Annotated in this window: 23 protein-coding genes and 1 tRNA gene; 5 read left to right on the top strand and 19 right to left on the bottom strand. The window is 40.6% G+C overall.

Going from position 1 to position 26,424, the window contains the following annotated elements; genetic code table 11:
- Window positions 1-307 precede the first annotated feature (307 nt).
- Complete coding sequence (locus tag MK405_RS02160) at window positions 308-2,302, top strand: DUF1430 domain-containing protein (RefSeq protein WP_268704194.1); 1,995 nt, start codon at window positions 308-310, stop codon at window positions 2,300-2,302.
- 1 nt (window position 2,303) lies between these two features.
- Window positions 2,304-2,954, top strand: a complete 651-nt coding sequence (locus tag MK405_RS02155; RefSeq protein ID WP_268704193.1) for an ABC transporter ATP-binding protein — start codon at window positions 2,304-2,306, stop codon at window positions 2,952-2,954.
- A gap of 104 nt (window positions 2,955-3,058) precedes the next feature.
- Here the strand turns inward: MK405_RS02155 and MK405_RS02150 are convergent, their stop codons facing one another.
- From MK405_RS02150 to MK405_RS02140, 3 genes are read right to left on the bottom strand one after another with little or no spacing between them, the layout of a single operon-like run.
- Window positions 3,059-3,331 carry a PspC domain-containing protein gene (locus MK405_RS02150; protein WP_247946443.1) on the bottom strand — a complete coding sequence of 91 codons (273 nt, stop codon included), beginning with the start codon at window positions 3,329-3,331 and terminating at the stop codon, window positions 3,059-3,061.
- A 59-nt stretch (window positions 3,332-3,390) separates the two neighbouring features.
- Window positions 3,391-3,834 (bottom strand): SprT family protein, encoded by a 444-nt coding sequence (locus MK405_RS02145; protein ID WP_247924165.1) that lies wholly within the window; start codon window positions 3,832-3,834, stop codon window positions 3,391-3,393.
- Entirely contained in the window at window positions 3,821-5,950 is a 2,130-nt protein-coding gene (locus MK405_RS02140; RefSeq protein ID WP_268704192.1) for a Tex family protein, read from the bottom strand. The genes MK405_RS02145 and MK405_RS02140 overlap by 14 nt, the downstream gene beginning before the upstream one ends.
- A gap of 136 nt (window positions 5,951-6,086) precedes the next feature.
- Here MK405_RS02140 and MK405_RS02135 point away from each other — a divergent pair, with 136 nt between their 5' ends.
- The 3 genes from MK405_RS02135 to MK405_RS02125 are packed head-to-tail and all read left to right on the top strand — an operon-like array spanning window position 6,087 to window position 7,936.
- On the top strand, window positions 6,087-6,218 hold the full coding sequence (locus MK405_RS02135; protein ID WP_000268696.1) for an SPJ_0845 family protein: 132 nt from the start codon (window positions 6,087-6,089) through the stop codon (window positions 6,216-6,218).
- The gene (locus MK405_RS02130; RefSeq protein WP_268704191.1) at window positions 6,219-7,124 is read left to right on the top strand and encodes a permease; all 906 of its coding nucleotides are present in this window, start codon (window positions 6,219-6,221) and stop codon (window positions 7,122-7,124) included. It begins immediately after the preceding gene.
- Window positions 7,121-7,936: a TIGR03943 family putative permease subunit gene (locus MK405_RS02125; RefSeq protein WP_268704190.1), complete on the top strand. Its 816-nt coding sequence runs from the start codon at window positions 7,121-7,123 to the stop codon at window positions 7,934-7,936. The genes MK405_RS02130 and MK405_RS02125 overlap by 4 nt, the downstream gene beginning before the upstream one ends.
- 20 nt (window positions 7,937-7,956) lie before the next feature.
- Here MK405_RS02125 and MK405_RS02120 read toward each other — a convergent pair whose 3' ends face one another.
- From MK405_RS02120 to MK405_RS02045, 16 genes are all read right to left on the bottom strand, one after another.
- On the bottom strand, window positions 7,957-8,568 hold the full coding sequence (locus MK405_RS02120; RefSeq protein ID WP_268704189.1) for a tetratricopeptide repeat protein: 612 nt from the start codon (window positions 8,566-8,568) through the stop codon (window positions 7,957-7,959).
- A 17-nt stretch (window positions 8,569-8,585) separates the two neighbouring features.
- Entirely contained in the window at window positions 8,586-9,605 is a 1,020-nt protein-coding gene (locus MK405_RS02115) for a hypothetical protein (RefSeq protein WP_268704188.1), read from the bottom strand.
- 52 nt (window positions 9,606-9,657) lie between these two features.
- Complete coding sequence (locus MK405_RS02110; RefSeq protein ID WP_268704187.1) at window positions 9,658-10,419, bottom strand: nucleotidyltransferase domain-containing protein; 762 nt, start codon at window positions 10,417-10,419, stop codon at window positions 9,658-9,660.
- A gap of 134 nt (window positions 10,420-10,553) precedes the next feature.
- Complete coding sequence (locus MK405_RS02105) at window positions 10,554-11,504, bottom strand: bifunctional riboflavin kinase/FAD synthetase (RefSeq protein WP_268704186.1); 951 nt, start codon at window positions 11,502-11,504, stop codon at window positions 10,554-10,556.
- A 143-nt stretch (window positions 11,505-11,647) separates the two neighbouring features.
- Window positions 11,648-15,187, bottom strand: a complete 3,540-nt coding sequence (gene smc, locus MK405_RS02100) for a chromosome segregation protein SMC (protein WP_268704185.1) — start codon at window positions 15,185-15,187, stop codon at window positions 11,648-11,650.
- Complete coding sequence (gene rnc / locus MK405_RS02095) at window positions 15,178-15,876, bottom strand: ribonuclease III (RefSeq protein ID WP_000661472.1); 699 nt, start codon at window positions 15,874-15,876, stop codon at window positions 15,178-15,180. Before rnc ends, smc begins: the two co-directional genes overlap by 10 nt.
- Window positions 15,877-16,058: 182 nt before the next feature.
- Window positions 16,059-16,130: transfer RNA gene (locus MK405_RS02090), tRNA-Arg, on the bottom strand.
- Window positions 16,131-16,198: 68 nt separating this feature from the next.
- Window positions 16,199-17,185 (bottom strand): GMP reductase, encoded by a 987-nt coding sequence (locus MK405_RS02085; RefSeq protein ID WP_268704184.1) that lies wholly within the window; start codon window positions 17,183-17,185, stop codon window positions 16,199-16,201.
- Window positions 17,186-17,358: 173 nt separating this feature from the next.
- The gene (locus MK405_RS02080; protein ID WP_268704183.1) at window positions 17,359-18,663 is read right to left on the bottom strand and encodes an McrC family protein; all 1,305 of its coding nucleotides are present in this window, start codon (window positions 18,661-18,663) and stop codon (window positions 17,359-17,361) included.
- Window positions 18,650-20,302 (bottom strand): AAA family ATPase, encoded by a 1,653-nt coding sequence (locus tag MK405_RS02075; RefSeq protein WP_268704182.1) that lies wholly within the window; start codon window positions 20,300-20,302, stop codon window positions 18,650-18,652. The genes MK405_RS02080 and MK405_RS02075 overlap by 14 nt, the downstream gene beginning before the upstream one ends.
- 164 nt (window positions 20,303-20,466) lie before the next feature.
- Complete coding sequence (locus MK405_RS02070) at window positions 20,467-21,246, bottom strand: L-threonylcarbamoyladenylate synthase (RefSeq protein WP_268704181.1); 780 nt, start codon at window positions 21,244-21,246, stop codon at window positions 20,467-20,469.
- A 29-nt stretch (window positions 21,247-21,275) separates the two neighbouring features.
- Window positions 21,276-21,869, bottom strand: a complete 594-nt coding sequence (gene leuD, locus MK405_RS02065; RefSeq protein WP_268704180.1) for a 3-isopropylmalate dehydratase small subunit — start codon at window positions 21,867-21,869, stop codon at window positions 21,276-21,278.
- Window positions 21,870-21,878: 9 nt separating this feature from the next.
- Window positions 21,879-23,261 (bottom strand): 3-isopropylmalate dehydratase large subunit, encoded by a 1,383-nt coding sequence (gene leuC / locus MK405_RS02060; protein WP_268704179.1) that lies wholly within the window; start codon window positions 23,259-23,261, stop codon window positions 21,879-21,881.
- A gap of 3 nt (window positions 23,262-23,264) precedes the next feature.
- The gene (locus MK405_RS02055) at window positions 23,265-23,534 is read right to left on the bottom strand and encodes a DUF1294 domain-containing protein (RefSeq protein WP_268704178.1); all 270 of its coding nucleotides are present in this window, start codon (window positions 23,532-23,534) and stop codon (window positions 23,265-23,267) included.
- Window positions 23,531-24,568, bottom strand: coding sequence for a 3-isopropylmalate dehydrogenase (gene leuB, locus MK405_RS02050; RefSeq protein WP_268704177.1), 1,038 nt, complete (start codon window positions 24,566-24,568; stop codon window positions 23,531-23,533). The genes MK405_RS02055 and leuB overlap by 4 nt, the downstream gene beginning before the upstream one ends.
- An 11-nt stretch (window positions 24,569-24,579) precedes the next feature.
- Entirely contained in the window at window positions 24,580-26,142 is a 1,563-nt protein-coding gene (locus MK405_RS02045) for a 2-isopropylmalate synthase (RefSeq protein ID WP_268704176.1), read from the bottom strand.
- Between the last annotated feature and the right edge of the window lie 282 nt (window positions 26,143-26,424).

The raw sequence follows: 26,424 nt of genomic DNA, 5'->3' as shown, positions 1-26,424 counted from the left end.
GTTCTTTATGAGTCTAGTTTATCGCAAAAAAAGGCGGCTTGCCATAACCTAACCTTACAAAAGAGACTTTAATCTTACATTTTTGTAAGATTGAGGAATTTTTTTGAAAATAGCTACTATAAGAAGTCCTGTCATTGCTTGTTTTATTCTTAAAATAATAGTAAAATTAAATTATGAAAAGGCTTTCTTTAACATCTTTTAAAAGAATTGGCTTTCTGCTAATTATTTTTAAAAGTGCTAAACTATCGTTCGTATCACTGCTATAAGGAGGGAGGTTCAGCCCCCTCTTTTTTAGAAAGAGGTTCCTATGAAACGTGTTTTTCTCTTCATCAGCAATCTTCTTTTAACTTTCTTTCTCATTGCCACTCTGTCCTTTTGGAAAGACTCTCTTCCACAAATCCTGTTCCCGGGTGCAGCAGTATTAAGTGGGCAAGCAGATTATTCTACCGTTAAAGAAGAATTAAATAGTCTTGCTAGGAAACATAATAGTCTCATCGCAAGAACCATTTGGGAAGTAGATAGTGATGGAAAATCACAAACTTACTACGAAGTTTTTGGAGATGGGAAACTCCCAGACTGGATGCCTCCAGCAAGTCAAGAAAGCATTCACAAGAGCGATCTTCTCAACAACTACAATATTATCAGCGGATCCCTAACTAGTCAAGAATTGGCCACTCATCTGAAAGAACTTGGACTAGAAAAAGCGAATGCATTTGAAAATGACAGAGTATCTTTTGTATTTGCCATCTTTACCCAACCTGATCAGCTTACCAGTATGTTAATCTTTTTGCTGACTTTCTTAGCTTTGATTGTTATTGGCCAAATTCAATCTCTCTCTCAGTCAGGGATTCGATTGATTTCTGGAGAACAACTGAGCCATCTCTTCTTTCGTTCTCTCGCAAGAGACGGACTTGATATCCTTCTTTTTGGTCTTCCTGCTTTGCTGATAGCAAGTGTCTTGCTCATTTCCCTAGGATATCCTTATGAGGTTCAAACTTTTTTAGGAATACTTTTTATTCTTTACAATAGCCTACTTTTCCTACTTAGCCTCCTAATTGCCCTTCTTTTTACCATTTCTTTGAAAAAAGTTCATCTCCTCTCTATCATCAAAGGAAAATTACCAATCAAGTCAATCCTACGCATTCTCTACTTTGGTCAGGTACTTGCCATTCTACTGGTTATTGTAGGATTTGGACGTATGTCTACTTACTATCATATCCTTGAGAAAAATGAGGCTGGACAAGCTACTTGGGAACAACGCTCCAATATTGTTACTCTTCAAACAGGGCGTTCCAGTCAGATGAAAAATTTAGATGAACTGCAGACAAATGCTAATAAATGGTTTGACTTTATTCAATATTCTTTAGAAAATGAAAATGCCTTTCTAGTCAAACATAATCTCGCTATACAAGCTGTAAAACATTATCTTTCAACTCATAATGATTCTGAACAAAATCCCTATGACTTGGAAGGGAAAAATATTCTCTATGTAACACCTAACTACTTCAAAAAAGAAGGTATAAAGTTAACATCAGAAACCTTTAAAAAAATCAATAATATAAAAGATGGACAGGTTCTTGCCATACTCCCAGAAGAACTACAAAAAAATGAAAAAGATATAAAATCAACCTTGCAACAAGAGTTAACCAACCAATTATACAGTAGCGAGTCTAATCAAACTGTCGAAGTTAGTATAGCTTATACCAATCAAAATAATGATGTATTTCTCTATAATACCAGCCATATCGCTTATGATCAATGGTTATCAAATCCCATCTTTCTTGTGCTTTCTCCTAAAGTACTTGGCAAGGCTTCCTCCATCTTCTGGTTTAAAAATCTAGAATATCTCTATTTTACAGACCTCCACCAGACACAAGAACTTTTGAAACACTATCAACTTGATCATATGGTCTCAAGGCTATCGTCTGCTAGGGAAACCTATCTCCAGTTAAATCAAAAAATCAAAATCGAAATTTTTAGTAACTTAGCGAGTGCTATGTTTGCTATTTTGACTTCAATTTTGCTGTTTACAAGTTTAAATCTGCTCTATTTTGAAGCCTTTCGCAAAACCATATTCTTGAAAAAAATCGCAGGCTATTATTTCTTTGAATTACACAGTAGATATATCACTTCTCAAATAATAGCTCTCTTTCTCGGAAGTGGTCTAGCTTTCATTATTTCTAAGAATATCTGGATTACCCTGATCCTATTTTTCAGCTTTTCAAGTTTAGCCGTTCTTCTATTGAAGATCTGTGATAAGAAGGAAAGTAAAACCTATGCTAGCATCATCAAAGGAGGATAGTATGATTGAATTGCAACATATTTGGAAACAATTTGGTTCTCGTATTATTTTTTCAGACTTGAATCTGAATTTTCAAAGTGGTATGGTGTATGCTTTGATAGGAGATAGTGGTTGTGGAAAAACCACTTTGCTCAATATGCTTGCAAAACTAGAGACTTTCGACAAAGGAGAAATCGTTTACAAAGGAAAGTCTTTGACTTCACTAAAAAATGAGGAATTCTATCGTAACGAGCTAGGTTATCTCTTCCAGAACTTCGGATTATTAGAAAGTCAGACCATTCGAGAAAACCTTGAGCTGGGACTGATTGGCAAAAAACAGAACAAGAAACAAGAAAAAGAGAGACTTCTTCTTCAAGCACTACAAGCTGTCAGACTAGATTATCTAAGCCTCAACCAAAAAATCTATGAATTATCTGGTGGCGAGGCTCAACGCGTAGCACTTGCTAAGATTATCCTGAAAGATCCTCCTTTAATTTTAGCCGATGAGCCTACCGCCTCGCTAGATCCAAAAAATTCCAAGGAAATTATGGAAATTCTCCTTGAACTTCGTAATGCTAATAGAACAATTATCATCGCAACTCACAATCCTAGTATTTGGAAAATGGCTGATCAGGTAATTCGTCTTTCTAAAGACGAAACAGAATATAATTAAATACCAAAATCCCTTGTGGTTATTTAGCCACAAGGGATTTTCAATCATTTATGCTACTTCTTTTAAGTATCATAGTGCAAATAATAAATACTTCCTGTTAAATCTCACCAAAACCAGCCATCATTATCTTCAATGGCTTGGGCTTCCTTGCGTTTGCGTGGTCCTGTTCCGTACATTTCTGCTTCGATTTCTTCCTTAGTTGGCAGGATGGAGGCGAGGATAATGTAAATAATCACACCAACTCCAAAATTTGATATGGTAAAAATGGCGAAGAGAAAGCGAACTAAGGTTACATCAAAATTCCACTTGTCTGATAGACCAGCTAAGACTCCCGACACCATGCGATTTCGTCTCATTTTATAAAATTTTGTATTCATGATTGTTTCCTCTTTCAGTATTCTTACAACTAGTATAGCATGAAACGGGGGCAAAAACATCAGTCCTTAGGCCGATTTAAGATGACGAGTTTACCACGGCAGACGCCACATCGGTAGCGTTTGGTATCAATCCTACGCTTGCGTTGATAAGTTTGCTGGCAGGATTGACACTGATAGACTAGGTAGGTATTTTGGTCTTTTAAAGGGGGAACAAAGCGCAGTCCATCCACTTCTTTCAAAAGTTCCTTAAAATCTCGGTCCTTATGTCGATACCCCTTTTGCTGAAAATACAGGTGGTAGTGACAGAGTTCATGGCGCACGATCTTCCGAAAAACCTCCAAACCAAGTTCATTATAGACCTTGGGATTAAAATCCAAATGCCCATCCTTGGGGAAAAAACGCCCACCTGTCGTTCGCAGACGAGAATTCCACTGGGCTTGGTGCGTGAAAGGTCTACCAAAGTCTTCGAGTGAAACAGACTGAACATACTCAGTTAGATTCATTTGGAGCTAGGAGCGACAGATTGACTTTTTCACGTTCAGTATCGATTTTCTTAACCCAAACCGTTACCAAATCTCCGACTGACACCACTTGGCTGGGATGTTTGATATATTTACGACTCATATGGGAAATATGAATCAAGCCATCCTCATGAATCCCGATATCAACGAAGGCACCGAAGTCAACGACATTCCGCACCACACCTTCCAGTTTCTGGCCGACTTTCAAGTCCTTGATATCCAGTACATCTTGACGGAGAACAGGTGCATCAAAAGAGTCACGAAAATCACGACCTGGTTTGAGAAGGTCAGCAATGATATCTTTAAGGGTTTCTGGACCAAGATTCAGTTCCTGTGCCATCTCCTTAACTGAAAGGGACTTAAGCTTACTTTGTGCTTCTTCATTCAAGTCCTTGATATCCAAGCGTTTGAAGAGCTCCTTAACCGCAGCATAGTTTTCTGGGTGAACTCCTGTATTATCAAGGATATTGCTACTTTCCGGAATACGGAGGAAACCTGCAGCTTGCTCAAAGGCTTTGGCACCGAGGCGAGGAACCTTCTTGATTTGAGCGCGTGAAGTGATTTTTCCTTCTTCCTCACGGTATTTGACGATATTTTCAGAAATGGTTTTATTGAGTCCAGCTACGTGGGAAAGAAGTGCTGGGCTGGCTGTATTGACATTGACACCGACTTGGTTAACTACGGTATCGACGACAAAGTCCAGACTTTCAGACAGTTTCTTCTGACTGACATCGTGCTGGTACTGGCCGACACCGATTGACTTAGGATCGATTTTGACCAATTCAGCAAGCGGATCTTGCAAACGTCGAGCGATAGAGATAGCAGAGCGTTTTTCAACGGTCAAGTCTGGAAACTCCTGACGAGCTAGTTCGCTGGCAGAATAGACAGAAGCACCACTTTCATTTACGATAACATAGCTGACTTCTGGAAAATCTTTCAGAACTTCCGCCACAAAGGCTTCACTTTCACGACTGGCAGTTCCATTTCCGATAGCAATAATTTCTACACTGTATTGACCAATCAAGTCTGCCAAATCTTTCTTGGCTTCTTCGATCTGACGAGCTGATGCTGGTTTAACAGGATAAATGACCTGAGTCGTCAGCATTTTCCCTGTTGCATCAACAACAGCCAGCTTGGCACCTGTACGAAAGGCGGGGTCAAATCCTAGAACCACGCGCCCTTTCAGCGGAGCAACCAATAGGAGATTACGCAGGTTGTCAGAAAAGAGTTGGATAGCTCCTTCTTCCGCCTTCTCAGTCAACTCTGTTCGAATGCGTCGTTCGATAGCTGGCAAGACCTTTTTCTTAACTGACTGTTGAACAACTTCATCTATATAGGCATTTTTCACCTTGAATCGGGCAGCAAAGAAAGATAGGATACGGTCTGTCGCATGTTCAAATCCGACTTTTAAGACACCTAGTTTCTCCCCACGATTGAGAGCCAAGGTACGATAACCCTGCATATTGCCAACAGTCTCTGAAAAATCATAATAAATCTGAAAAACTTGTTTTTCATCAAGACTCTCATCCTTGACCTGCGAAGTGATTTTAGAGTGTCTCAACACTTCCTGATAGGTCAGTGAACGCAAAGTCACATCTTCCGATAAGGCTTCGACCAAAATATCAACCGCACCTGCCAAGGCTTCTTGACCAGTCGCAAATCCTTCACAGACAAACTTCTTAGCTTCTTTCTCTAAACCATCTACATTCTGCAAGATCAAACGGGCGAGAGGAAAGAGTCCAGCTTCACGGGCAATAGTTGCCTTGGTCCGACGCTTTTCCTTATAAGGAAGGTAGAGTTCTTCTACGTCTGCTAATTTCTCAGCTGTCAGGATAGCTTCTTCCAATTCCTTGGTTAGTTTGCTTTGTTCTTGAATCTTAGCTAAGACAGCTTCTTTACGGTCGTTGAGATTTGTCAGACTTTTATCCAAGTCGATAATGGCCTTAATCGCCACCTCATCCAGACTACCAGTCATGTCCTTCCGGTAACGCGCGATGAAGGGAATCGTCGCCCCCTCAGCCGTCAAACTTAGAACAGTATCGATTTGCTTTAAGGTTACACCCAAATCTTGGGAGATTTTTTCATATTTTTTATCCATGAATCTATTATACCATAAGGAACAGCTCTTGTTTTGCCTTACCTATTTTTGCATCTTTGATTATCAAAATAAAAATAATCCCTTTTCCGCAAAATAATAGTATAATAGAGGTAGAATGTAGAAAAGAGGTAGGCCCATGGCTGTTAAATTTACAAAAACGGATGATTTGGACAAGATGTTTGAAGAATTCGCCAAACTTCCTGACTTAACACAAGTCACTTTCCCAGATGACAAAGACAAAAAAGAAAAAGTTGAGAAGAAAAAATAGATGACTGTTTTCCAATCTCTTCCTCCTAGTGTATTACAAGTGGGGGCTATTTTTCTCTCCATCATGATTGAAGCCCTTCCTTTTGTCTTGATTGGGAGTCTCATTTCGGGATTGATTGAGGTCTATATCACACCTGATAAAGTTTATGAGTTTCTTCCTCGCAATCTTTGGGGGAGGATCTTTTTTGGTACCTTCATTGGTTTTCTCTTTCCATCCTGCGAGTGTGGAATCATTCCCATCATCAATCGTTTTCTGGAAAAGAAAGTGCCCAGCTACACAGCGGTTCCTTTTCTGGTGACTGCTCCCATCATCAATCCTATCGTTCTTTTCGCTACATATTCTGCCTTTGGCAATTCAATAAAACTTGCCTTCTTGCGAGCTCTGGGAGCTATTGTAATTGCTTTGATTCTGGGGATTTTCCTAGTATTTTTCTGGAAGGAACCCATTCAAAAAGAGAATCCTATCGCTTGCCATGAACATGACTTTTCACACTTGGGTCCCGCTAGAAAAGTATTTCAGGTCTTCATACAAGCTATTGATGAGTTTTTCGATATGGGGCGTTACTTGGTCTTTGGCTGTCTCTTTGCGGCTATCGTGCAGGTCTATGTCCCGACTCGGATCTTGACCTCTATCAGCGCAAGTCCAGTCCTTGCGATTCTCTTGCTCATGTTTCTAGCCTTTCTCCTCTCTCTTTGTAGCGAGGCAGACGCCTTTATTGGCGCTTCTCTCCTCTCGAGCTTCGGCCTAGCGCCAGTCCTTGCCTTTCTGGTCATTGGCCCCATGCTTGATATCAAAAATCTCCTCATGATGAAACACTATCTCAAAGCGCGCTTTATCTGGCAATTCATGGGCATCGTGACAGTCCTTGTCTTGCTTTATTCTTACATGATGGGGGTGATGCTATGATCCGATTTTTCATTTTACTGGGTTATTTTGCCCTAACTCTGTATCTGCAGCTATCTGGCAAGCTCAGTCACTACATTAACCTCCACTATTCCTATCTAGTCTATATCTCTATGGTCCTTTCTCTTCTGTTGGCTCTGGTCCAATTCTACATCTGGATTAAGAAAATCAAATCTCACAGCCATTTAGAAAGTCGTCGAGCTAGACGAATCAGCTTCTTTTTACTGTCACTACCCCTATTGATTGGAGTTGCCTTTCCTACAGTAAGTTTGGACTCGAGAACCGTGTCTGCTAAGGGATACCATTTCCCACTTGCTGAGGGAATCAACACAGCCATTCAGGCAAGCGAAGGAACATCCAGTCAATATCTCAAACCCGATACTAGTACCTATTTTTCCAAGTCTGCTTATGAAAAGGAAATGAGAACTACAGCTGATAAATACCTCTCCCAGACAACCATTCACATCACTGATGAAAACTATATGGAAGTCATGGAAGTTCTCTATGACTACCCTCAAGAGTTTGAAGGAAAGAAAATCGAGTTTACAGGCTTTGTTTATAACGATCCTAGCCATCCAGATAGCCAGTTCCTCTTTCGCTTTGGAATCATCCACTGTATCGCAGACTCTGGAGTATATGGACTCCTGACCAAGGGGAACTCACGCCAGTATCCTGACAATACTTGGATTAGCGCTAGAGGAACCCTGACCCTCCACTACCATAAAGAACTCAAACAAAAACTCCCAACACTGGAAGTTGAGAGTTTCACAAAAGTAGACAAACCAGAAAATCCTTATGTATATCGCGTGTTTTAATAAAAAGTAGCCTTTGCAGGCTACTTTTTATTATTTAGCAATTTTCTAACCTCTTGAGCACCAATCTGATCGCCTGCCTTTTCAAAAAGAGCGATAGCTTGTAAAAAATTTTCATGTGATTCTTCAGGATTTTGTATCGAACCAATCTCTCCTAAACCTCTATAAGCACAAGCTTGGGCAATTAAATCATCTGTTTGCAAAGCTTGTTTTAAGGACTGTTCCATATACATGAATGCTTCTGCTACTTTCCCTAGCTTTAATCGTAAATAACCTTGCTCATAATTGTTAACAGAAGATTTGAGGGTATCCTCTGTAAAAGCTTCTTCAATGACTTTTTGCTCTCTTTCGATATAGAAAAGTGCCGTTTGAAATTCATTCATTTCACGATAAACCATGGCTAACTGATGATAGCCTATATGTTCATTTTCTGGGTCACTTTTAGTTCGTGCTAAGTCAATGTAACGCTGATAGATACTTAAGCACTCGTTGTATTTTTGCTCTTTAAGATAAATATACCCCATCAAATTTAACAAACTAAAATCTGTGCAAGTTTCCAATAAAAAATCAGCTTCAACTAATTTTTTAGCCTCTTCAATCTTGCCCTCAAACAATAAATCCCATGCTTGATTCATACATATCCTCCTGCTTCTTACGTTGTATAGAAATCTATTGACAAATCGCTATCAGACTCGTATTTTTTCCAAGCTAAACTGAAGCCATAATAATCTTCAAATTCAGGGTGCCAGTCATAATAAAGTGGGACACGACTATACTTTCTCGCTACAACTTCGTCTTCAAATTCTGGAGACTCCCCTGCAGTAATACCAAATTGAAGACCATTTAGTTCCCAAGTATTTCCCCAAACGTTTTCATCAGAGAGAACATCGATCCATCTAGAAGCATCAATATCAAAATCTGCACATAATTCCAGTTCATAGAATCTTCTACAGTTAATCTCTGAAGGTTTTATATAAAGGGCGCTATCAACTTGATATTTTTTATCTTTGACTTGAATCTGTGTGATTTTCATTGGAATCGGAACTCCATTTAATTCTAACCAGAAATAGCCTAAAGGAGTTTTGATACTATAATATGTTTTCTGAGAGTTGGGGTTAGCGTTTTTGGAGCAAACATCTAGAATTCTTCCCAGCTTTATTATATTTCTACAAACGTTTTTCGAAGTGATTGGGTCGAAATGTGAATACCTACGAATGACACGTTTTACCTTTTCAACAGGAAAAGTGATATCCTTTGGTAGGGCATGATACTTCTTTACAACTAAAGCAGTTTTTTCAGTATTTTCCTTCCCCACTGGGACAACAACAGCGTGTCCTATATGGATATTTGGGTCATCACAGATATAAGTATAACCATTCCCTCCCTCCTGAAACTCAACCACAACAAGATTTAACTCTTGATCTGGATCAAAGAGAGGCTCTACCTTTTCTACTTCTTGGCGCTCATAAAAAGTAAAGTGATCTCCATCCCCGTCTTCGCCAAAAACCATGAAACTGCCACACCCAGGGCACTTCCACATATAAAATGATGCCTCTGAAATGTCTTCATAAGAAATTTTATTATGGTCGTCAGCTTTATTTATGATTTCTTCAAACAACTCATCCGAATAAACTGAATAAGCATTTGGATCGGGCGCTCGGTGGTCATTCATTGCTTGCCCACATTTACATGTCCATTTACCTATAAAAAACCTCAGTCGTGGCCTAATTCTTCAAGAAAAATTGATTTAGAGCTTTCCAGTCTTTCTTTTCCTCACGAACACTTTGAACGTATGCATCCAGCTCTTGGATGTTAGCTAAAATATAATCTTGAATTGGCATTATAGGCTCAATTTCCATACCTTCAGGCTCATTTATCTTAATGTCTAGCAATCTTGAAACATGCTCCTGCATTTGAGACGGAAGTAATTCTTTGACCAAATCATCAAACAAAATCGGTGGAACAGAATGGTATTTTTCAATCCAGCGACAAGCCAAAATGGGACGCAGCGCATAGAAATACTTTTTAGGTTTGACCTTGTATCCTGAAAGATACTTATTCATTTGAGTTCTAGCAGTATTCAAGTAATGATACAGCATTTTCTTCTCAGAAAAATACTGGTTGGCAAGTGGACGTATGCGCTCAATAAAATCCGTTTGTTGATAAACAATTGGAGACTGTAACCATTCAAATAGTGTTGGATTTGACTTATAAAGGAGTTTTAAAGCCTTGTCTAAATCCCAGCCACTCACATCCCAAGTGTCGTCAATTGGTAGCTCGATAACATCACGCTGTTCATTTAAACGGAGATAAAAATCTTGCTTGTGTTTGTAGATAAACCGTACATCAAAGTCACTATCGGGAGACTCAAACCCCCAGGCACGACTACCAGACTCAATAGCCCATAAAACTCTGACATCGTAATCACGCTCAATTTCTGCTATTTTTTCCGGTACCAAAATATTCATTTCTTCTTGCGTTTGCATAATAAAGCCTCGTCTATAATTTGGACATAAATAGTTACTAAAATAGGTAACTAAGAGGACTGAAAGTGCATTATATCACACTTTCAAAACTACTAAAAAAAACTAATCCTCCTAGTAGCTTTTTCAGACATTTTCTATACCTGAGACCCTTGAATGACAGATTCTCCATCCTTCCAGTTCCGAGCAATTTCTTCGTCTTTCTGGAGTTGGTCTACGAGCTCGTCGATGGAGTCAAATTTAACCATATCGCGGACACGGTCTAGCCAGTAGACCATGACTGTCTCACCATAAATATCATCTGAAAAATCAAAAATATTGACTTCAAAACGCGGCTCTTCTCCATCGAAAGTAACATTTTTCCCAACACTTGCCATGCCACGATATCTCTGACGTTGTACTTCTACATCGACTACGTAAACACCGTCTGCTGGCATATAAGTTCGATCTCTTAGGACCAGATTGGCTGTTGGATAACCGATAGTACGCCCACGAGCATTTCCATGAACGACCATTCCACGGGTTGGGAGCGGTGTGCCGAGTAGATGGTTGACTTCCTTGACATCTCCATCAAGAATTGCCTGACGAATCCGTGTAGAACTAATCTTGCCCTTTTCGTCTTCGACCGGAGGAACAATGATGATCTCTCCATCAAAATAATCCTTCAGGTCATCCGCAGTTTTCTTATCAGAGCCAAAAGTATAGTCAAATCCTGCTACAATAATAGCTGGTTTTAAAGCTCTAACATAGGTATCAAAGAATTCTTGACCCGTTAAACTAGCAAATTTGCTACTAAAGTCAAGTAAGAAAAGAGCCTCTACCCCATGCCATTTCATCTTGTGCTCCCGTTCCTCGTGATTGACGATATGGAGCATAAGCTCAGGTTGGTAAGGTTGCAAGGCAAGTTTTGGCGACTCTGTAAAGGTCATCACGACAACTGGCAGATAATCCTTCATCGAAGCCTTGCTGGCCACTTCAAAGAGTTTCTGATGTCCCTTGTGGATGCCATCAAAATAACCTAGTACAAGGACTGTTTTCCCTGGTACTGCAATATCTTTTTCGTTCTTAATAGGTACTGTTGTAATCATGAAACTATTATATCATAGAGAAAGTCTTTTCGCTAAGAGGAAATCCCAAATGTCGTTTTTTGCGCCTGAACTGACCTTGATAGACAATTCAAGCTATGAGTTTTAAAAAATAGCACCTCCTAAGAGATGCTATCGTTTGGTAACTAGTCTACTGTTTCTTCTAAATCTTTTAACTTAACCGAAACAATTTTAGATACACCTGATTCTTGCATGGTAACTCCATAGATAGAATCCGCTGCCGCCATCGTCCCCTTACGGTGGGTCACGACGATAAACTGACTATCCTTATCAAAGCGGTTGAGGTAATCCCCAAAACGTTTGACATTGGCTTCGTCCAGCGCCGCCTCTACCTCGTCCAAGATAACAAAAGGAATAGTCTTAACTCGGATGATTGAGAAGAGCAGAGCCAGAGCAGATAGGGCTTTTTCACCACCACTCATGAGGTTGAGAGATTGGATTTTCTTACCTGGTGGTTGAACAGAAATCTCCACACCAGCTGTTAAAAGATCGCCCTCAGTTAATATCAAGTCTGCCTGACCACCGCCAAACATCTGTCTAAAGGTCACTTTAAAGGACTCACGAATAGCCTCAAAGGTTGATTTAAAGCGTTCCTTAACCTCATCATTCATCTCTGTGATGGTCTCAAGGAGTAGGTTTTTCGCAGACAAAATATCATCTCGTTGACTATTTAGGAAATCCAAACGATTGTGGACTTCTTCGTACTGTTCAATAGCGTCTAAGTTGACAGGACCCAGCGAGCGAATAGCCTTCTCTAAATCCTTAACCTCTTGCTCCGCCAGAGTTAGATTTTCCAGTTCATGAGCCTTTTCTAGCGCCTCAGTGTAGCTGATCTGGTACTGGTCAGTTAATTGAGCTTGTAGATAGCGCAAGCGTTCGCTGACCTTTTCCTTTTTGGCTTCAGCACGTGTTTGTTTACGAATCCACTCCTCATTCTGCTGGCGCGCCTGATCCAAATGGCTGGCAATATCATCTAGCTGACCTTCAATATCATCCAACTCAAACTGCTTGCGAATCAGACCTTGTTGGAGGTTTGTTTTCTGAGTTTTGGCCTCTTCCACCTGCTGACTTAGCAAATCCGTATCCACTTTCTCAAGATTATCAACCTTTTCTTGGAGAAGGCGCTGAATTTCCTCTTGTTCGAGATTGAGGTTATCCAATTCCTTACCTAGGCGTTCAATATCAGTCACTTCATACCGCTTTTGTCCTTGTAGTTCGGACTTAAGCAAGCGCGCTTGAGAAATCTGTTCCTGCAAGTTTTGATAGCGTTCTTGAATAGCGTTTTTGTTAGACTTAATCTCTTCAATCTCAGCTTCCAGATTTTGCTTTTCACTGGCGATAGTAGCAAGGCGCTCTTGGCATTTTTCCTTGTCCGCTTGCCAATCTCCTTCAGATAGGCGATTTAATTCCTCTTCTTGAAGTTTCCAAAGCGTTTCCAGTTCTTCGACCTGCTGATTGGTTTGCTGATAAGCAAGGTACAAGCCTTGCTCCTGTATACGAGCTTGCTCACCCTGAGATTTGATAGCTTCTAATCTTTCTGCCAATACCGCCATCTCATCTTGCAAGGTCTTCAAACTCGCTTCATCTGACCGCAGACTATCTTCTTCTTCAGCAATTTCTTTTTGTAATTGTTCCAGCTCTGGCTTGATGAAAATACTATTGTTTTGACGATTAGCACCACCCGCATAGGAACCACCTGTACGCAATTCGGTACCATCAAGCGTCACCATGCGAACCTGATAGCGAACTTGACGAGCTGCGACACGCGCATGTTCTACGGTATCAAAGATAGCCGTCGTAGCTAGCAAGTTCTTGAAAATGGTTTCTAGTCTCTTGTCAAACGACACCAACTCATCAGCCATGCCCAGAAATCCTGGACTTGCAGCGATAGCATCTTGATTCTGACTAGAGATTGTACGCGCCTTAATCGTTGTCAAAGGAAGGAAGGTTGCACGACCAGTTCTGTTGCGCTTGAGAAAATCAATAGCCTTGGTTGCCGCTTGCTCATCTTCTACAATGATATGCTGACTGCTAGCTCCAAGCGCAATCTCCAAAGCAGTTTGATAATGCACATCAAAGGTCAAATGTTCACTGACTGCACCAATGATCCCACTAAGACGATCTTTTTCTTGAAGAACACTCTTAACGCCCGCATAAAAATTACTATGATTTCTAAGGATATTCTCTAAACTTTGGGCTCGAGCCTGCTTGTTCTTGAGACTGTCTAGACGGTCAAAGAGTTGGCTCTGCTGGGCTTGGAAAGAAACTTTCTGCTCCTCTTGCTCCTTGGCACTAGCTTGGTAGTCTGCCAATAATTTCTGAACCTGCTCCTTGGCTGTTTCAAGCTCAGCCTGCTGTTGACTGGCCTTCTCTTTAGCTGTAGCCAGCTGTTCTTTCAATTTCTCAAGTTGGTCTGCTTGTTTTTGAGATAGCTGACGGCTGTTCTCTAGTTCATTCTCGATGCGGGTCAACTGGTTTGAGACATCCGCTTCTTCTTGTAAAAGCGCCACAAAACGTTCACGCAGGAGCTCGATCATTTGGTCAGGATCCTCTGAAAATGCCAACAACTCCGCTTCTAAACGATTGAGTTCCTTGTTGTTTTCAGCTAGACTTTCCTCTAACTGTTCCAAGTTCGCTTCTTTTTCAGATTTTTCTTTACTCAGAGCCTTTCTCTTATCTTCCAAAGTTGCCAAACGGGTTTGTGCTTCTTGTTGATTGAGGGCCACCTGCTCAGATTCCAGTTTGGATAGGGCTAGTTTTCGCTCTAAGTCACTGATTAGACTGGTCAAATCCATCAAACTTCCTTGATCCTTGGCCATTTGAGCTTGGAGATCCTGGCGTTTCTTTTTAATAGTTTGATTTTCCTCTTCTAACTCTTCGCGCTTTTGGTAATAGCTAGTCAAAAGTTCCTGAACCTGCGTTAGCTCTTCTTCTGTTAGCTCTAGTTCAGTCTTGTTTTCCTTGATTTGGGCAACCAGTACATCCAAATAAATCGTCTTGCGTTGACCATCCAAGTCAAGAAACTTGCGCGCATTCTCGGCTTGTTTTGCTAAGGGCTTGATTTGATTGTCCAACTCATAGATAATGTCCTCTAAGCGATCAAGATTGTCTTGAGTTTGTTGCAGTTTGCTTTCTGTTTCTTTTCGACGAGTCTTGTATTTTAAAACTCCAGCAGCTTCTTCAAAAATAGCTCGGCGTTCCTCTGGCTTGGAATTAAAAATCTCCTCAACCTTCCCTTGGGAAATGATGGAGAAGGAATCACGTCCCAAACCAGTATCCAAGAAAAGGTCATGTACATCGCGGAGACGGACTTTTTTGCCATCAATTCGATACTCGCTATCACCACTACGATAGATATGACGTTCAACCTTAATGACTTGCCCCGCATCCTTGATAAAACCATCTTCATTATCCAAAGTCACGACAACAGAAGCATAATTGAGTGGTTTGCGACTTTCAGTTCCAGCAAAGATAACGTCGGGCATCTTGCCACCACGAAGACTCTTGACACTGGACTCCCCCAAGGCCCATCGCAGACTTTCTGTAATATTTGATTTCCCAGAACCATTGGGCCCAACGACAGCTGTCACACCTTGATCAAAGACGACCTTGGTCTTGTCAGCAAAGGACTTGAATCCCTGAATCTCAATCTCCTTTAAATACATGAATCCAGCCCTTTCTCAACTGCATTTTTGGCGGCCTCTTGTTCTGCCAATTTTTTAGAACGACCTTGACCTTTTCCGATACTCTTGCCCTCAACCAGAACTTCTACATCAAAAACCTTATCATGGGCAGGTCCCGTTTCAGAGGTCACCTGGTAACGAATATCTACATCTCCATTGACCTGGAGCAGCTCTTGCAGGTGTGTCTTGTAATCCTTAATCATTTCAAAGTCACCTGCTTCAACCTTGGGAATCATGACCTGATAGATGAACTCTTTTACCCTAGCAACATCCTTGTCTAAAAGCAATGCTCCCAGAAAGGCTTCAAAGGCATCTCCAAGAATGGTGTCACGATTGCGCCCACCAGACTTTTCTTCCCCTTTCCCCAGCTTGATAAACTGATCAAACTGGCAATCACGCGCAAAACCAGCCAAACTCTCCTCACGGACAATCATGGCACGGAGTTTAGACAAATCTCCCTCTGGTTTCTTAGGATATTTTTTATACAGATATTCTGAAATCAATAATTGCAGAACAGCGTCTCCTAAAAATTCCAAGCGCTCATTGTGTGAAATTTTTAAGAGGCGGTGCTCATTGGCATAACTCGTATGAGTAAAGGCAGTTTCCAGTAAGTTTTTGTCTGCAAATTCGATTGCAAAACGCTTCTTTAGTACAGTTTGTAATTCTTTCATACCAACCTCTTTCTAACTGATAACAGTCTCTTTTATTATATCAAAAAAAGCCCCCTGAGTCACTTTAAAACGGGACTAGAGGGGATTTGAGCATTTTTTAGAATAAAATTTTTAATTTTAGGGGCAAATTTGGGGCGAGATAAAGAAAAAGCCTTATTTAAGGCTTTCTTGGGCTATTTACATCCACCCTGAGGGAATCGAACCCCCATCTCAAGAACCGGAATCTTACGTGATATCCATTACACTAAGGGTGGAAACTTGTCTTATTATAACAGAAATTTGCTCTAATAACAAGTTTTTTTATGGGTAGACTAAGCGTCCATTAGTGGGATGCATCCCCGTTCCAGATAGAGTTTTTCACGATAACATAATCAACGTGTTTGAGGTCAGCAACCTTGCGTCCACCTGCATAAGAGATAGCACTTTGCAAGTCCTGTTCCATCTCAGTAAGGGTGTCTTGCAAATGCCCTTTAGCAGGCAGTAAGATGCGCTTACCTTCCACATTTTTATAGGCTCCCTTTTGGTATTGAGAAGCTGAACCATAGTATTCTTTGAACTGTTCCCCATCAACTTCGATTGTCTTCCCTGGGCTTTCGATATGCCCTGCAAAAAGGGAACCAATCATGACCATGCTGGCACCGAAACGGATAGACTTGGCAATATCACCATGAGTACGAATCCCACCATCAGCGATGATCGGTTTACGCGCAGCCTTGGCACACCAGCGTAGGGCAGCCAATTGCCAGCCACCTGTACCAAAACCTGTTTTCACCTTGGTGATACAAACCTTACCAGGACCGATTCCAACCTTAGTGGCATCCGCTCCAGCATTTTCCAATTCGCGCACAGCTTCTGGTGTTCCTACGTTACCAGCAATGACAAAAGTATCTGGCAATTCTTTCTTGATATGTTGAATCATAGAAATCACGCTATCCGCATGACCATGGGCAATGTCAATCGTGATATACTCAGGAGCATCAGCCTTGAGTCGACTAACAAAGTCATACTCGTAATCCTTGACACCGACAGAAATGGAAGCAATGAGCCCTTGATCGTGCATGCGTTTGATAAAAGGAATGCGCCCAGCCTCATCAAAACGATGCATAATGTAAAAGTAACCGCCTTTAGCAAGTTGCTCTGCTACGTTCTCATCCAAAATCGTCTGCATATTTGCAGGTACAACAGGTAGTTTAAAAGAGTGATTTCCAAGCGTGACACTTGTATCTGCTTCTGCGCGACTTTTAATGACACATTTATTTGGGATCAACTGAATATCTTCGTAATCAAAAATTGGAAATTCATTTAACATATCGATGTCTCGTTTCTTTTGTAATGACCTACCTATGCTTGCGCATCTCTACGCCTTTTTCCGACGTTTCCTTGATTAATTATAAACCAAAGTACAGTTTTTGTCAAATATTTTCAATAATCAAATTATATTGTTCGGAAATTACTTATATAAATAGCAAAAAAGCGAAGAGATTACTTTCTCCCCACTTCTTCATCAATAATCGCTTTAAAATTTTCTTCTGAATTTTCCATCATTTTACAAAATTCATTGTAAGATGAAGTATTCTGAGGGATTTGGATAGACCACTTCTTCAATTGAGCTCCATAGCCAGCTAGTTTTCCTATTTCACTATTTACTGACTGCTCCATACTAGGGAAAATCAGTCCGGCTTTCTCAGCTTTTAAAATATAAGAATAGGAAATCAGCTGGAACAAGTCCTCGCGGTTAATCCCTCTTTCAGTGAACTCCAGTTTCTTATATTTAGCATCTAAAACAGTATTTCGTTCTCTGTCATAAAAATCTGGATATACTTTTCGTTTCCCAACAGAAAATACTGAAATTCCGTTCGTCTTATCTTTATTTCGTGGATGGATGAAACCTTTTGGCAACAAGGTATGAACATACTCTTCCCAAAGCCAGGCAACATCAAAGAGAATACCATGTACCATCTGGGCTTGAGGTCCAAGACCATGCTTTTCTCTACTCAGAATCATCAAGCAGACTTCCTGTAATTTTCTATACTCTCTGAAATAGGCGTGTCGGATGGGTTTGATTTTATTCATTCTGATAATCTTAGGACGATCAGCTAGTTTATAAGCTGGAGTTACACGAGTAATTTCTGTCATATTTTCACGATTACTATCGAGCAGAACTCCGAAACTTTTCTGATTCTTTATGTACTCAATCGTATGTCGAATCAACTGCATGAGTGGATTATCATAGGTAAATTCCCTAGTAGTATAGGCAATATTTCCCATAAAAGGGAGATTTTTTTTCAGATGATTTCCAACATCTAGTACACCCTTTACATGACTATCGTTATTGAAAAATCGCTGGTATTCCTTATAAAGACCTTTTCGGAGAGCAGCTTGCAGATATTTGGGAAAGAGGTAAATCAAAAGCTGATAGAGTTTATCCTCTGGAGATAGACCAACATCCAAACTAGTCAGATTGATATTGAGAACCTTTTGTAAAAGATAATGCAAAAAATGGTCGTTACTTTCATCAGAAAAACGAGAGGAAATCGTTAATCTTTCCTGACCATATCCAAGAAAACCAATTACATTTCCTGTCTTGATTTCCTGATTAACTGTTTCAAAAATCTTTTGGTCCTTGTCTAAATCAGGAGAATATTGCAGGTCATTTGGAAATATAAAGATACAGTCCTCTCGAGAAAGGTTATCTAGTGTTCTATCAAGAAGGGCTTGACTAAGGTTGGGATATTCTGTGGCAAAGTCTTCTTTAGCAATTCTATGCTGATTATCAGTTATCCGCATTATCATCACCAGTATCTTGCTGAACTGTTTGCTCTTTATTTGTCAGATCAAATGCTTTTTTCAATGTATCTAGAGTTTTAGCCTCTTCATAAGAACCTCGTAAGTAATCTTCCAAAAGCGGTTTGAGGTAATCAGACCAGAGTAATTCATAGTTAAAGTCTACATCCTTCAACTTAAGGAAATAACTTGGTCCGATATGATAATGACTGTTTAACTCCTGAACATTTTCGATAGCAACATTCAAGTTTCTTAAACGAAGTTTTGCTTCTTCTGCATGGATATCTAGTTCTTTATCCAACATAGCAACTTGGCTTTCAGCAGTAACTTCAACAAAACGGAAACGACGACGCATAGCAAAATCAAAGGTATCTACTGAACGGTCAATATCATTCATTGTTCCGATGATGTAGACATTCTCAGGAATATAAAACTTGTCATCCGTCTCATGTAAATTAGCATACTGGGTAGCAACACTCCCCCTTTCGCCACGATATTCAGGATCAATAGAGAAAAAGAGTTCACCAAAAATCTTAGAAATCTCCCCACGATTAATCTCATCGATGATGAAGACGAATTTCTTGTCTGTGTCAATTTCTGTTGGAGAAATATAATCTTTCAGACCAAATCTTTTCTTTAAAGTTTCTAGGACTTTTTTTCCTTGATTACGATAATAGGGCTGTTTCAGACATTTTTCATCTTTATAGAGTTCATAAACATAAGATTTTGTTAAGCAAGTTCCTTGGGCTTTAGTTTCATAATTGATATTAAAATTATTTCTACTATTTACTGTGAGATAGGAAAATTCTGTCAAATATTCTTTTTCATCTCTGCTATTTACATATTCAAGATAAAGATCCCACGCTTCCTCAAAATTATCTTGGCCTCCAGTTTTTTGAGCTTCTTTAGCCTTCTGACAAAACTTCTTAAAAATGCCGTCCTGCAAGCCAAAGTTAATCTGTCCATCATTTACCAGGATTGGTCTCAACCCCTCTACAAAATCCGTATAATCATAGGAAGGGTGAAACTGTACAAATTCGATTTGGTCTTCGTTGCCACCCGTTAATTCTTTGGCAATTTCTTTAGCAAGATAAGTTTTTCCTGTGCCAGGTGCACCACGGAGGATGAGGTTTTTGGATTTTTTTAATTTATCTAAATAATCGTTAATATTTTTATCCATAACAATTTTCTCTATATTTTTTCTGTATGTACCATTTATAATAGATTTATATAAATTGATACGTTCTGAATTTCTATCCCAGTTGATGGTTTGTCTTGCACCTTTTGTACCTTGGTATTCCCATTCACCATCTACTTTCAACCAATTAACACCAATACAATGTTTAAACTTTGATTTTGTTTCATCAAAGTAATATGTTTTCACACATTGTCCAATACCTAAAATTTTGTTAAATCCTGAGGTAGCTATTATATAATCATTTATTTTTATGTCATGTGCAAACTTCCAAATAAATAAATTGCTCCGCTTTCCTTGCTTCAATTCTTCAGGATTATTGTAATCTAAAATATTAGATAAATTAGAATCGAAATCTATACAAGCTATATTCTCTTCTTTGAATAAAGACCAAACTTTTCCACCTCCTCCTGCAACTATCATCCAATAATTTAATTTTTTTTCCATTTTGTAGCTCCATTTTCATATTATAGGCTAGTTAGTATTTAATATTTCAAAATCCTATTTCACATATAGAATATCATATCCTATAGAAAAAGAAAAGAATTTCTAAAGAAAAAGCCCAGTGTTAGGAGCTTCAATGTCTCTTAACACTAGACTTCTTTTTTATCTTAATAGTACTCACCCTGACGATAGTCCCATGAGTTAAAGGTATCTGACAGGTGCATCATGATTTTATCAATGTCAAGCCCTTTGCGGATCACAACTGGAGCTGGTGAGATTGAACGGTCTCCTCCTTGTTCTGGGATGAGTTTGCCGTCCTTATCAACCATAGACACCATAACACCTTGCTCGTAGCGAGTTTCGATTGTTTTGTCCGGTTGGATGGATGCCACATAGTCGTCTGCCTCGATGACAAGGTCCACTGCTCCTTCGATACGTTCTCCGATACCTTCTACCTTACCACGGTTTCCTTTACCAGATGGGTTGGCTGATGAGGCATAGACCATTTTACCTTCTTCCCAAAGTTTAGCAGTCAATTGTTCACCAGCTTTACCAAACTTGATAACAAAACAGCTTGTACCACGAACGTCTGTCATGAGTTCTTCACGGCCATCACCGTATTCTTTCAATTTCTCAAAAGCTTCTGGTTTCCAAGGAAGGATACAACCAAGGAGAATATCTTCATCCCAATGTTTTTGGTAGAAGGCTTCAATTTCTGGGTTGAGTTGTGCTAAAGCGCGGAGCTCGTCCATGCTACCACAAAGTACAACACCTGGCTTGTTACGGTTACGTTCTTTAGCTTCAAACTTGCGTTCAAGTCCTGCCTTATCGCTAGTCATGATAATGTAACCGACTTTAGTAGGACAAACGATACATCCGCCCTCACCTTTTAAGATTTCATAGCCTTCTTGTGAAAGTGTCCCGTTCCATTGAATGTGTTTTGTCATAGTTCTATAGTTCCTTTTCTATATTTATTCTAATCCTGCCAGTAGGCTGGACGTTGTTTTTCATAGGCAGCAATCAAGTCTTCATACTGCAAAGTAATACCGATATCATCCAAACCATTTAAAAGTTTGTGTTTCCACTCGCTATCTATTTCGAAAGTGAATTCTCCAACTGGTGAGATGATTTTTTGTTGCTCCAAGTCCACAGTTATCTGATCGGTCGGTTTGAGTTGGGCTAGTTTCTCTCTAACCTCTCTGGGCTGAACAATAGGCAACATGCCATTATTGAGTTCATTATTGTAATGAATATCCCCAAAAGAACCTGCAATCACGACCTTAAAACCATAGTCAGCTAGAGCCCAAGCTGCGTGTTCCCTCGAAGACCCCGCACCAAAGTTATCCCCCGAGATGAGGATACTGGCTTTTCGGTATTCAGGTCGGTTAAAGACAAAGTCTGGATCCTCAGTATAGTTATCGTCCAGATAACGCCAAGCATACATGAGATACTTACCAAAGCCTTTTTTATCAATTAACTTGAGAAACTGCTTGGGGAGTATTTGGTCGGTGTCGATGTTATCATTCATGAGAGGAACGGTCGTTCCCGTATAAACTGTAAATTTCTCCATATCCTCTCCTTACTGGGCCTCTGGCATTTGCCGAACATCTACGAAGCGCCCTGCGATAGCCGCCGCCGCTGCCATAGCTGGACTGCAGAGATGGGTCTTAGCACCAAAGCCCTGTCTGTCTTCAAAGTTACGATTGCTAGTTGAAGCGCAGTGGACACCATCAGGAACCTTGTCGGGATTCATCCCTAGGCACATAGAGCAACCTGGGTCTCGCCACTCAAAGCCAGCATCTAAGAAAACCTTATCCAAGCCCAACTTCTCAGCAGCTCGTTTGACAGGACGAGAGCCTGGAACCACGATAGCAGTTAAGTTAGGAGCTATTTTCTTCCCTTTGACAAATCGCGCGGCCAGTTGTAAATCACTGAGACGAGCATTAGTACAAGACCCGATAAAGATATAACCTAGTTCAATATCCGCTGGCTTTTGACCAGGCTCCAAGTCCATGTAATGATAAGCTCGTTCATCATTCATATCCTTAATTTCTGGGAAGCTACTGTCAAAGTCAACTCCCATAGCAGGATTGGTTCCCCAGGTCACCATAGGAGCCAAGTCTGAGACATCCATCCGGATAACTTTATCATAAACAGCATCCTCATCGCTGACAAGCGTCTTCCAGTCAGCAACAGCCTCCTCGAAATCCTCTGGAACACATTCCCGTCCCTTGAGATAGTCATAGGTAGTTTGATCTGGATTCATGATGCCCATCTTAGAGCCAAACTCGATGGACATATTGCAGATGGTCATTCTCTCTTCCATTGTCAGAGCATCAATTGCTTGCCCACGATATTCCACCACATAGCCTACACCACAAGCAACGCCGTACTTGGCAATCAAGGCGAGAATGTAATCCTTAGAATATACTCCTTTTTGAGGAACACCGGTGAATTCTACCAACATTTTCTTAGGTTTAACTTGCCAGAGTGTCTGGGTAGCAAAGACATGCTCAACCTCACTGGTCCCAATCCCAAAGGCGATAGCTCCGAAAGCTCCGTGAGTAGCTGTATGACTGTCTCCACAGACGATGAATTTTCCTGGTTGCGTCCGTCCTGTTTCTGGACCTACCATGTGAACGATTCCCTGCTTTTCAGAACCATGGGCAGCATGTTCAATTCCAAACTCCTCAACATTTTCAGCAAGCTTATCAATTTGTGCTTTAGAAATGACATCTCGAATATCGTAGATATTGACAGTTGGTACATTGTGGTCAAAGGTCCCAAATGTCAAGTCTGGTCGTCTCAATCTACGGCCTGCATCTCGTAATCCTTGAAAAGCTTGGGGACTAGTCACTTCATGAATATAGTGTTGGTCCACATACATGAGTTGGGGCTGCCCTTCTTCTCCTGTGATGACATGACGGTCCCATAATTTATCAAAAATCGATTTTCCTGCCATCCATTACCTCCAAATAAAATATAAGGCTACTAGTGTGATTACCATCCCGAGAAACCAAACTGTTTTAAAATACCATTTTCTAGTCTTGTGGTGAAAGGTGATACCTGCCAACCAGGCACCAAAACCACCACAAGTAAGGGCTAAAATGAGTAAGATTTTCTCTGGGACGCGCCAAGCACCTCTTCTTGCCTTGGATTTGTCAATGCCATAAATCAAGAAAACCAGCAAATTCCAAATCAAGAGGGTAAGCGTGATTCCTTCATTTATCTTCATAATCTTTCAATGATGGCTTCTGTCATTTCCTTGGTTGAAGCCTGTCCTCCTATATCTCTTGTTAAAATGCCAGCCGCTAAACTAGCTTCAACAGCACGCTCGATACGCTCCGCATCCTCATAACGTCCAAAGCTGTCTCTCAGCATCATGGCAACTGACAAAATCATGGAGATAGGATTGGCAATTCCTTGACCTGCAATATCAGGTGCCGAACCGTGAATAGGTTCATAAAGACTTGGGCCTTTTTCAGAATGACTGGCTGATGGCATGACGCCAAGTGTGCCAGATAGAACGCTTGATTCATCAGATAAGATATCTCCGAAAAGATTTTCCGTCACGATGACATCAAGCTTGGCAGGATTGGTAATCATAATCATGGCAGCTGAGTCCACCAACTGGTGTTCCAAGGTCACATCTGGGAAATCCTGCGCGACTTCCTCAGCTACTCTGCGCCAGAGTTTTGATGTTGCTAGAACATTTTGCTTATCGATACTAGTAACGATTTTTCTGCGACTTCTTGCGATTTCAAATGCCTTGCGAATGATCCGCTCTACTTCCTCATAGCTGTAGTCGTTGATATCACGAGCTTTGCGCTCTTCAAGGATATGATCCCCAAAGTAGATACCACCTGTCAACTCACGCACCACAACAAAGTCAACACCAGCAATTCGTTCCAGTTTGAGAGGTGACAAATGCTTGAGACTATCAAAAATCTTAACAGGGCGAATATTAGCATAGAGATTGAGTTCCTTACGAAGAGCCAGCAAGCCTTGTTCAGGCCGAACCGATGCTCCATCATACTGAGGACTACCGATAGCCGCAAGGAGAATAGCATCTGCTTCTCTACATGCCTTAAGGGTTTCATCAGGTAAGGGATGCCCCGCAGCATCAATACCCGCACCTCCAAAGGGGCGTCTGTCTATCTCATAGTCAAAGCCTGTTTTTGAAGCTAGAGCTTCCAGAACCGCTAAACCAGCTTCCATGATTTCTGGACCGATTCCATCCCCTGCTAGTGCTGCTATTTTCTTTGTCATAGCCTTCTCCTTTACACACTAGGCATGTCTCGGTAGGAAACGCTGCGCCCCATCTCACCTGCATTCTCTTTTTGAACAAAAGTATTGGCATTGATATAAGCAATAGCTGAAGCCTTTAACACATCGAAATCAAGACCTGCTGCGTTAAAAATGGTTTCTGTATCTCTGTTTTCAACAGTAACCAAGACACGAGCTTGAGCATCAATTCCATCTGTCACAGCATCAATGGTATAGGACACCAAGCGGACAGATTGGTTAAAGAACTTATCAATAGCGTTAAAGATTGCTTCAACGGAACCTTGTCCTGTCGCATTAAATTCGACTTTTTCACCATCCATATTAGCCAGACTAACAAGCGCTTCAATGTCATTATCTGAATGGGTTTGAAGTTGTAAATCATCAAAGTGGAAACCTTCTGGGTTTTCAACCATGGTTCCAGCTACCAGAGCTCGAATATCTGCATCTGTGATTTCTTGTTTCTTGTCCGCTAGTGCCTTGAACTTAGCGAAGAGTGGTTTGATATCCTCTTCTGTAAAATCTAGGGCCAGTTCTCTTAGTTTTTCTACAAAAGCGTGGCGACCTGACAATTTTCCAAGCGGAAGGCTATTACTCTTAACACCGACCAATTCAGGTGTGATGATCTCATAAGTAAGAGGATTTTTAAGAACTCCATCTTGGTGAATACCAGACTCGTGAGAGAAGGCATTTCCACCGACCACCGCTTTATTTTTAGGAACTGGTATACCTGAGAAGCGAGAAACCATTTCTGACGTATTAATGGTTTCATTTAGGACAATACTTGTTTCTGCTTGGTAGTAATCTTGGCGAATATTGAGAGCCACTGCTATTTCTTCCAAAGCAGCATTTCCAGCTCGCTCACCAATGCCATTAATAGTTCCTTCGACACGTCCTGCACCATTCTTGACAGCAGAAAGGCTGTTAGCCACTGCCATTCCGAGGTCATCGTGACAGTGAGGAGAATAGATGATCTGACGATCAGTTTTGACATTCTCAATTAAGTATTTGAAGATGGCACCATACTCCTCTGGCGTCGTAAATCCAACCGTGTCAGGGATATTGATATAAGACGCCCCTGCATCAACCGCTGTTTGAACGACTTGCAAGAGGAAATCCAACTCTGTCCTGGTCGCATCCTCTGGAGAAAATTCGACAATTTCAAACTTAGAACGTGCGTAAGAAACATGCTCCTTAATAGCTTCTAAAATCTCTTCCTTGCTCTTATTGAGCTTATACTTGCGGTGAATCGGACTGGTCGCGATAAAGACGTGAACCTGAGGATACTTGGCATCCTTGAGCGCCTCATAACAAGCATCTATATCAGACTTGACCGAACGTGCCAAACCTGTCACCGCTGTTTTTTTCAAGACTTTAGCAATCTCCTGAACTGCTGTAAATGAATCTGGGCTAGCAGCTGGAAAACCAGCTTCAATGGCTGAAATGCCCCATTTCTCCAGCTGCCTTGCAATGGCAATTTTTTCCTTGATTGAAAAGTTAACGCCAGGTGTCTGCTCTCCATCTCGAAGGCTGGTATCTAGAAATTCAACTGTTCGCATAAGATTTCCCCTTTTCCAAATATAGTTTTAAAAAAACATCTCGCTCAGAAACCCAAGCGAGATGTTGATTTACTCCCGCTTGGTAAGCCAAACAGGACTAATGCTTTTGCACTAGCCCGAGTACCTCAACAACAAAGCAAATTGATTAAACTTAGCTGTTTTCATGTTTGACTTTCTCCTTCGTTTGATATCTTGTTTAGTATTCTAGCATAGGAAAAATCTCTTGTCAAGAAAAAATCCATTATTTTCTGAAAATTTCTTCAGTAAAGAATATTTTGCTAA

The organism is Streptococcus oralis, from assembly GCF_026782345.1.
In the GTDB taxonomy this organism is placed as follows: domain Bacteria; phylum Bacillota; class Bacilli; order Lactobacillales; family Streptococcaceae; genus Streptococcus; species Streptococcus oralis_CK.
Note: the sequence above shows the minus strand (reverse complement) of the source record. Positions and strands in the feature narration are given on the sequence as shown.

What these genes read in the sequence shown, in the direction of transcription:
- MK405_RS02055 (WP_268704178.1), bottom strand. Translation starts at nt 23,534, where the DNA reads ATGAAGATAAATGAAGGAATCACGCTTACCCTCTTGATTTGGAATTTG.
- MK405_RS02150 (WP_247946443.1), bottom strand. Translation starts at nt 3,331, where the DNA reads ATGAATACAAAATTTTATAAAATGAGACGAAATCGCATGGTGTCGGGA.
- MK405_RS02105 (WP_268704186.1), bottom strand. Translation starts at nt 11,504, where the DNA reads ATGATTACAACAGTACCTATTAAGAACGAAAAAGATATTGCAGTACCA.
- MK405_RS02155 (WP_268704193.1), top strand. Translation starts at nt 2,304, where the DNA reads ATGATTGAATTGCAACATATTTGGAAACAATTTGGTTCTCGTATTATT.
- MK405_RS02125 (WP_268704190.1), top strand. Translation starts at nt 7,121, where the DNA reads ATGATCCGATTTTTCATTTTACTGGGTTATTTTGCCCTAACTCTGTAT.
- MK405_RS02140 (WP_268704192.1), bottom strand. Translation starts at nt 5,950, where the DNA reads ATGGATAAAAAATATGAAAAAATCTCCCAAGATTTGGGTGTAACCTTA.
- MK405_RS02075 (WP_268704182.1), bottom strand. Translation starts at nt 20,302, where the DNA reads ATGGAAAAAAAATTAAATTATTGGATGATAGTTGCAGGAGGAGGTGGA.
- MK405_RS02120 (WP_268704189.1), bottom strand. Translation starts at nt 8,568, where the DNA reads ATGAATCAAGCATGGGATTTATTGTTTGAGGGCAAGATTGAAGAGGCT.
- MK405_RS02130 (WP_268704191.1), top strand. Translation starts at nt 6,219, where the DNA reads ATGACTGTTTTCCAATCTCTTCCTCCTAGTGTATTACAAGTGGGGGCT.
- smc (WP_268704185.1), bottom strand. Translation starts at nt 15,187, where the DNA reads ATGTATTTAAAGGAGATTGAGATTCAGGGATTCAAGTCCTTTGCTGAC.
- MK405_RS02160 (WP_268704194.1), top strand. Translation starts at nt 308, where the DNA reads ATGAAACGTGTTTTTCTCTTCATCAGCAATCTTCTTTTAACTTTCTTT.
- leuD (WP_268704180.1), bottom strand. Translation starts at nt 21,869, where the DNA reads ATGGAGAAATTTACAGTTTATACGGGAACGACCGTTCCTCTCATGAAT.
- MK405_RS02085 (WP_268704184.1), bottom strand. Translation starts at nt 17,185, where the DNA reads ATGTTAAATGAATTTCCAATTTTTGATTACGAAGATATTCAGTTGATC.
- MK405_RS02070 (WP_268704181.1), bottom strand. Translation starts at nt 21,246, where the DNA reads ATGACAAAACACATTCAATGGAACGGGACACTTTCACAAGAAGGCTAT.
- leuB (WP_268704177.1), bottom strand. Translation starts at nt 24,568, where the DNA reads ATGACAAAGAAAATAGCAGCACTAGCAGGGGATGGAATCGGTCCAGAA.
- leuC (WP_268704179.1), bottom strand. Translation starts at nt 23,261, where the DNA reads ATGGCAGGAAAATCGATTTTTGATAAATTATGGGACCGTCATGTCATC.
- MK405_RS02115 (WP_268704188.1), bottom strand. Translation starts at nt 9,605, where the DNA reads ATGAATGACCACCGAGCGCCCGATCCAAATGCTTATTCAGTTTATTCG.
- MK405_RS02135 (WP_000268696.1), top strand. Translation starts at nt 6,087, where the DNA reads ATGGCTGTTAAATTTACAAAAACGGATGATTTGGACAAGATGTTTGAA.
- MK405_RS02080 (WP_268704183.1), bottom strand. Translation starts at nt 18,663, where the DNA reads ATGCGGATAACTGATAATCAGCATAGAATTGCTAAAGAAGACTTTGCC.
- MK405_RS02110 (WP_268704187.1), bottom strand. Translation starts at nt 10,419, where the DNA reads ATGCAAACGCAAGAAGAAATGAATATTTTGGTACCGGAAAAAATAGCA.
- rnc (WP_000661472.1), bottom strand. Translation starts at nt 15,876, where the DNA reads ATGAAAGAATTACAAACTGTACTAAAGAAGCGTTTTGCAATCGAATTT.
- MK405_RS02045 (WP_268704176.1), bottom strand. Translation starts at nt 26,142, where the DNA reads ATGCGAACAGTTGAATTTCTAGATACCAGCCTTCGAGATGGAGAGCAG.
- MK405_RS02145 (WP_247924165.1), bottom strand. Translation starts at nt 3,834, where the DNA reads ATGAATCTAACTGAGTATGTTCAGTCTGTTTCACTCGAAGACTTTGGT.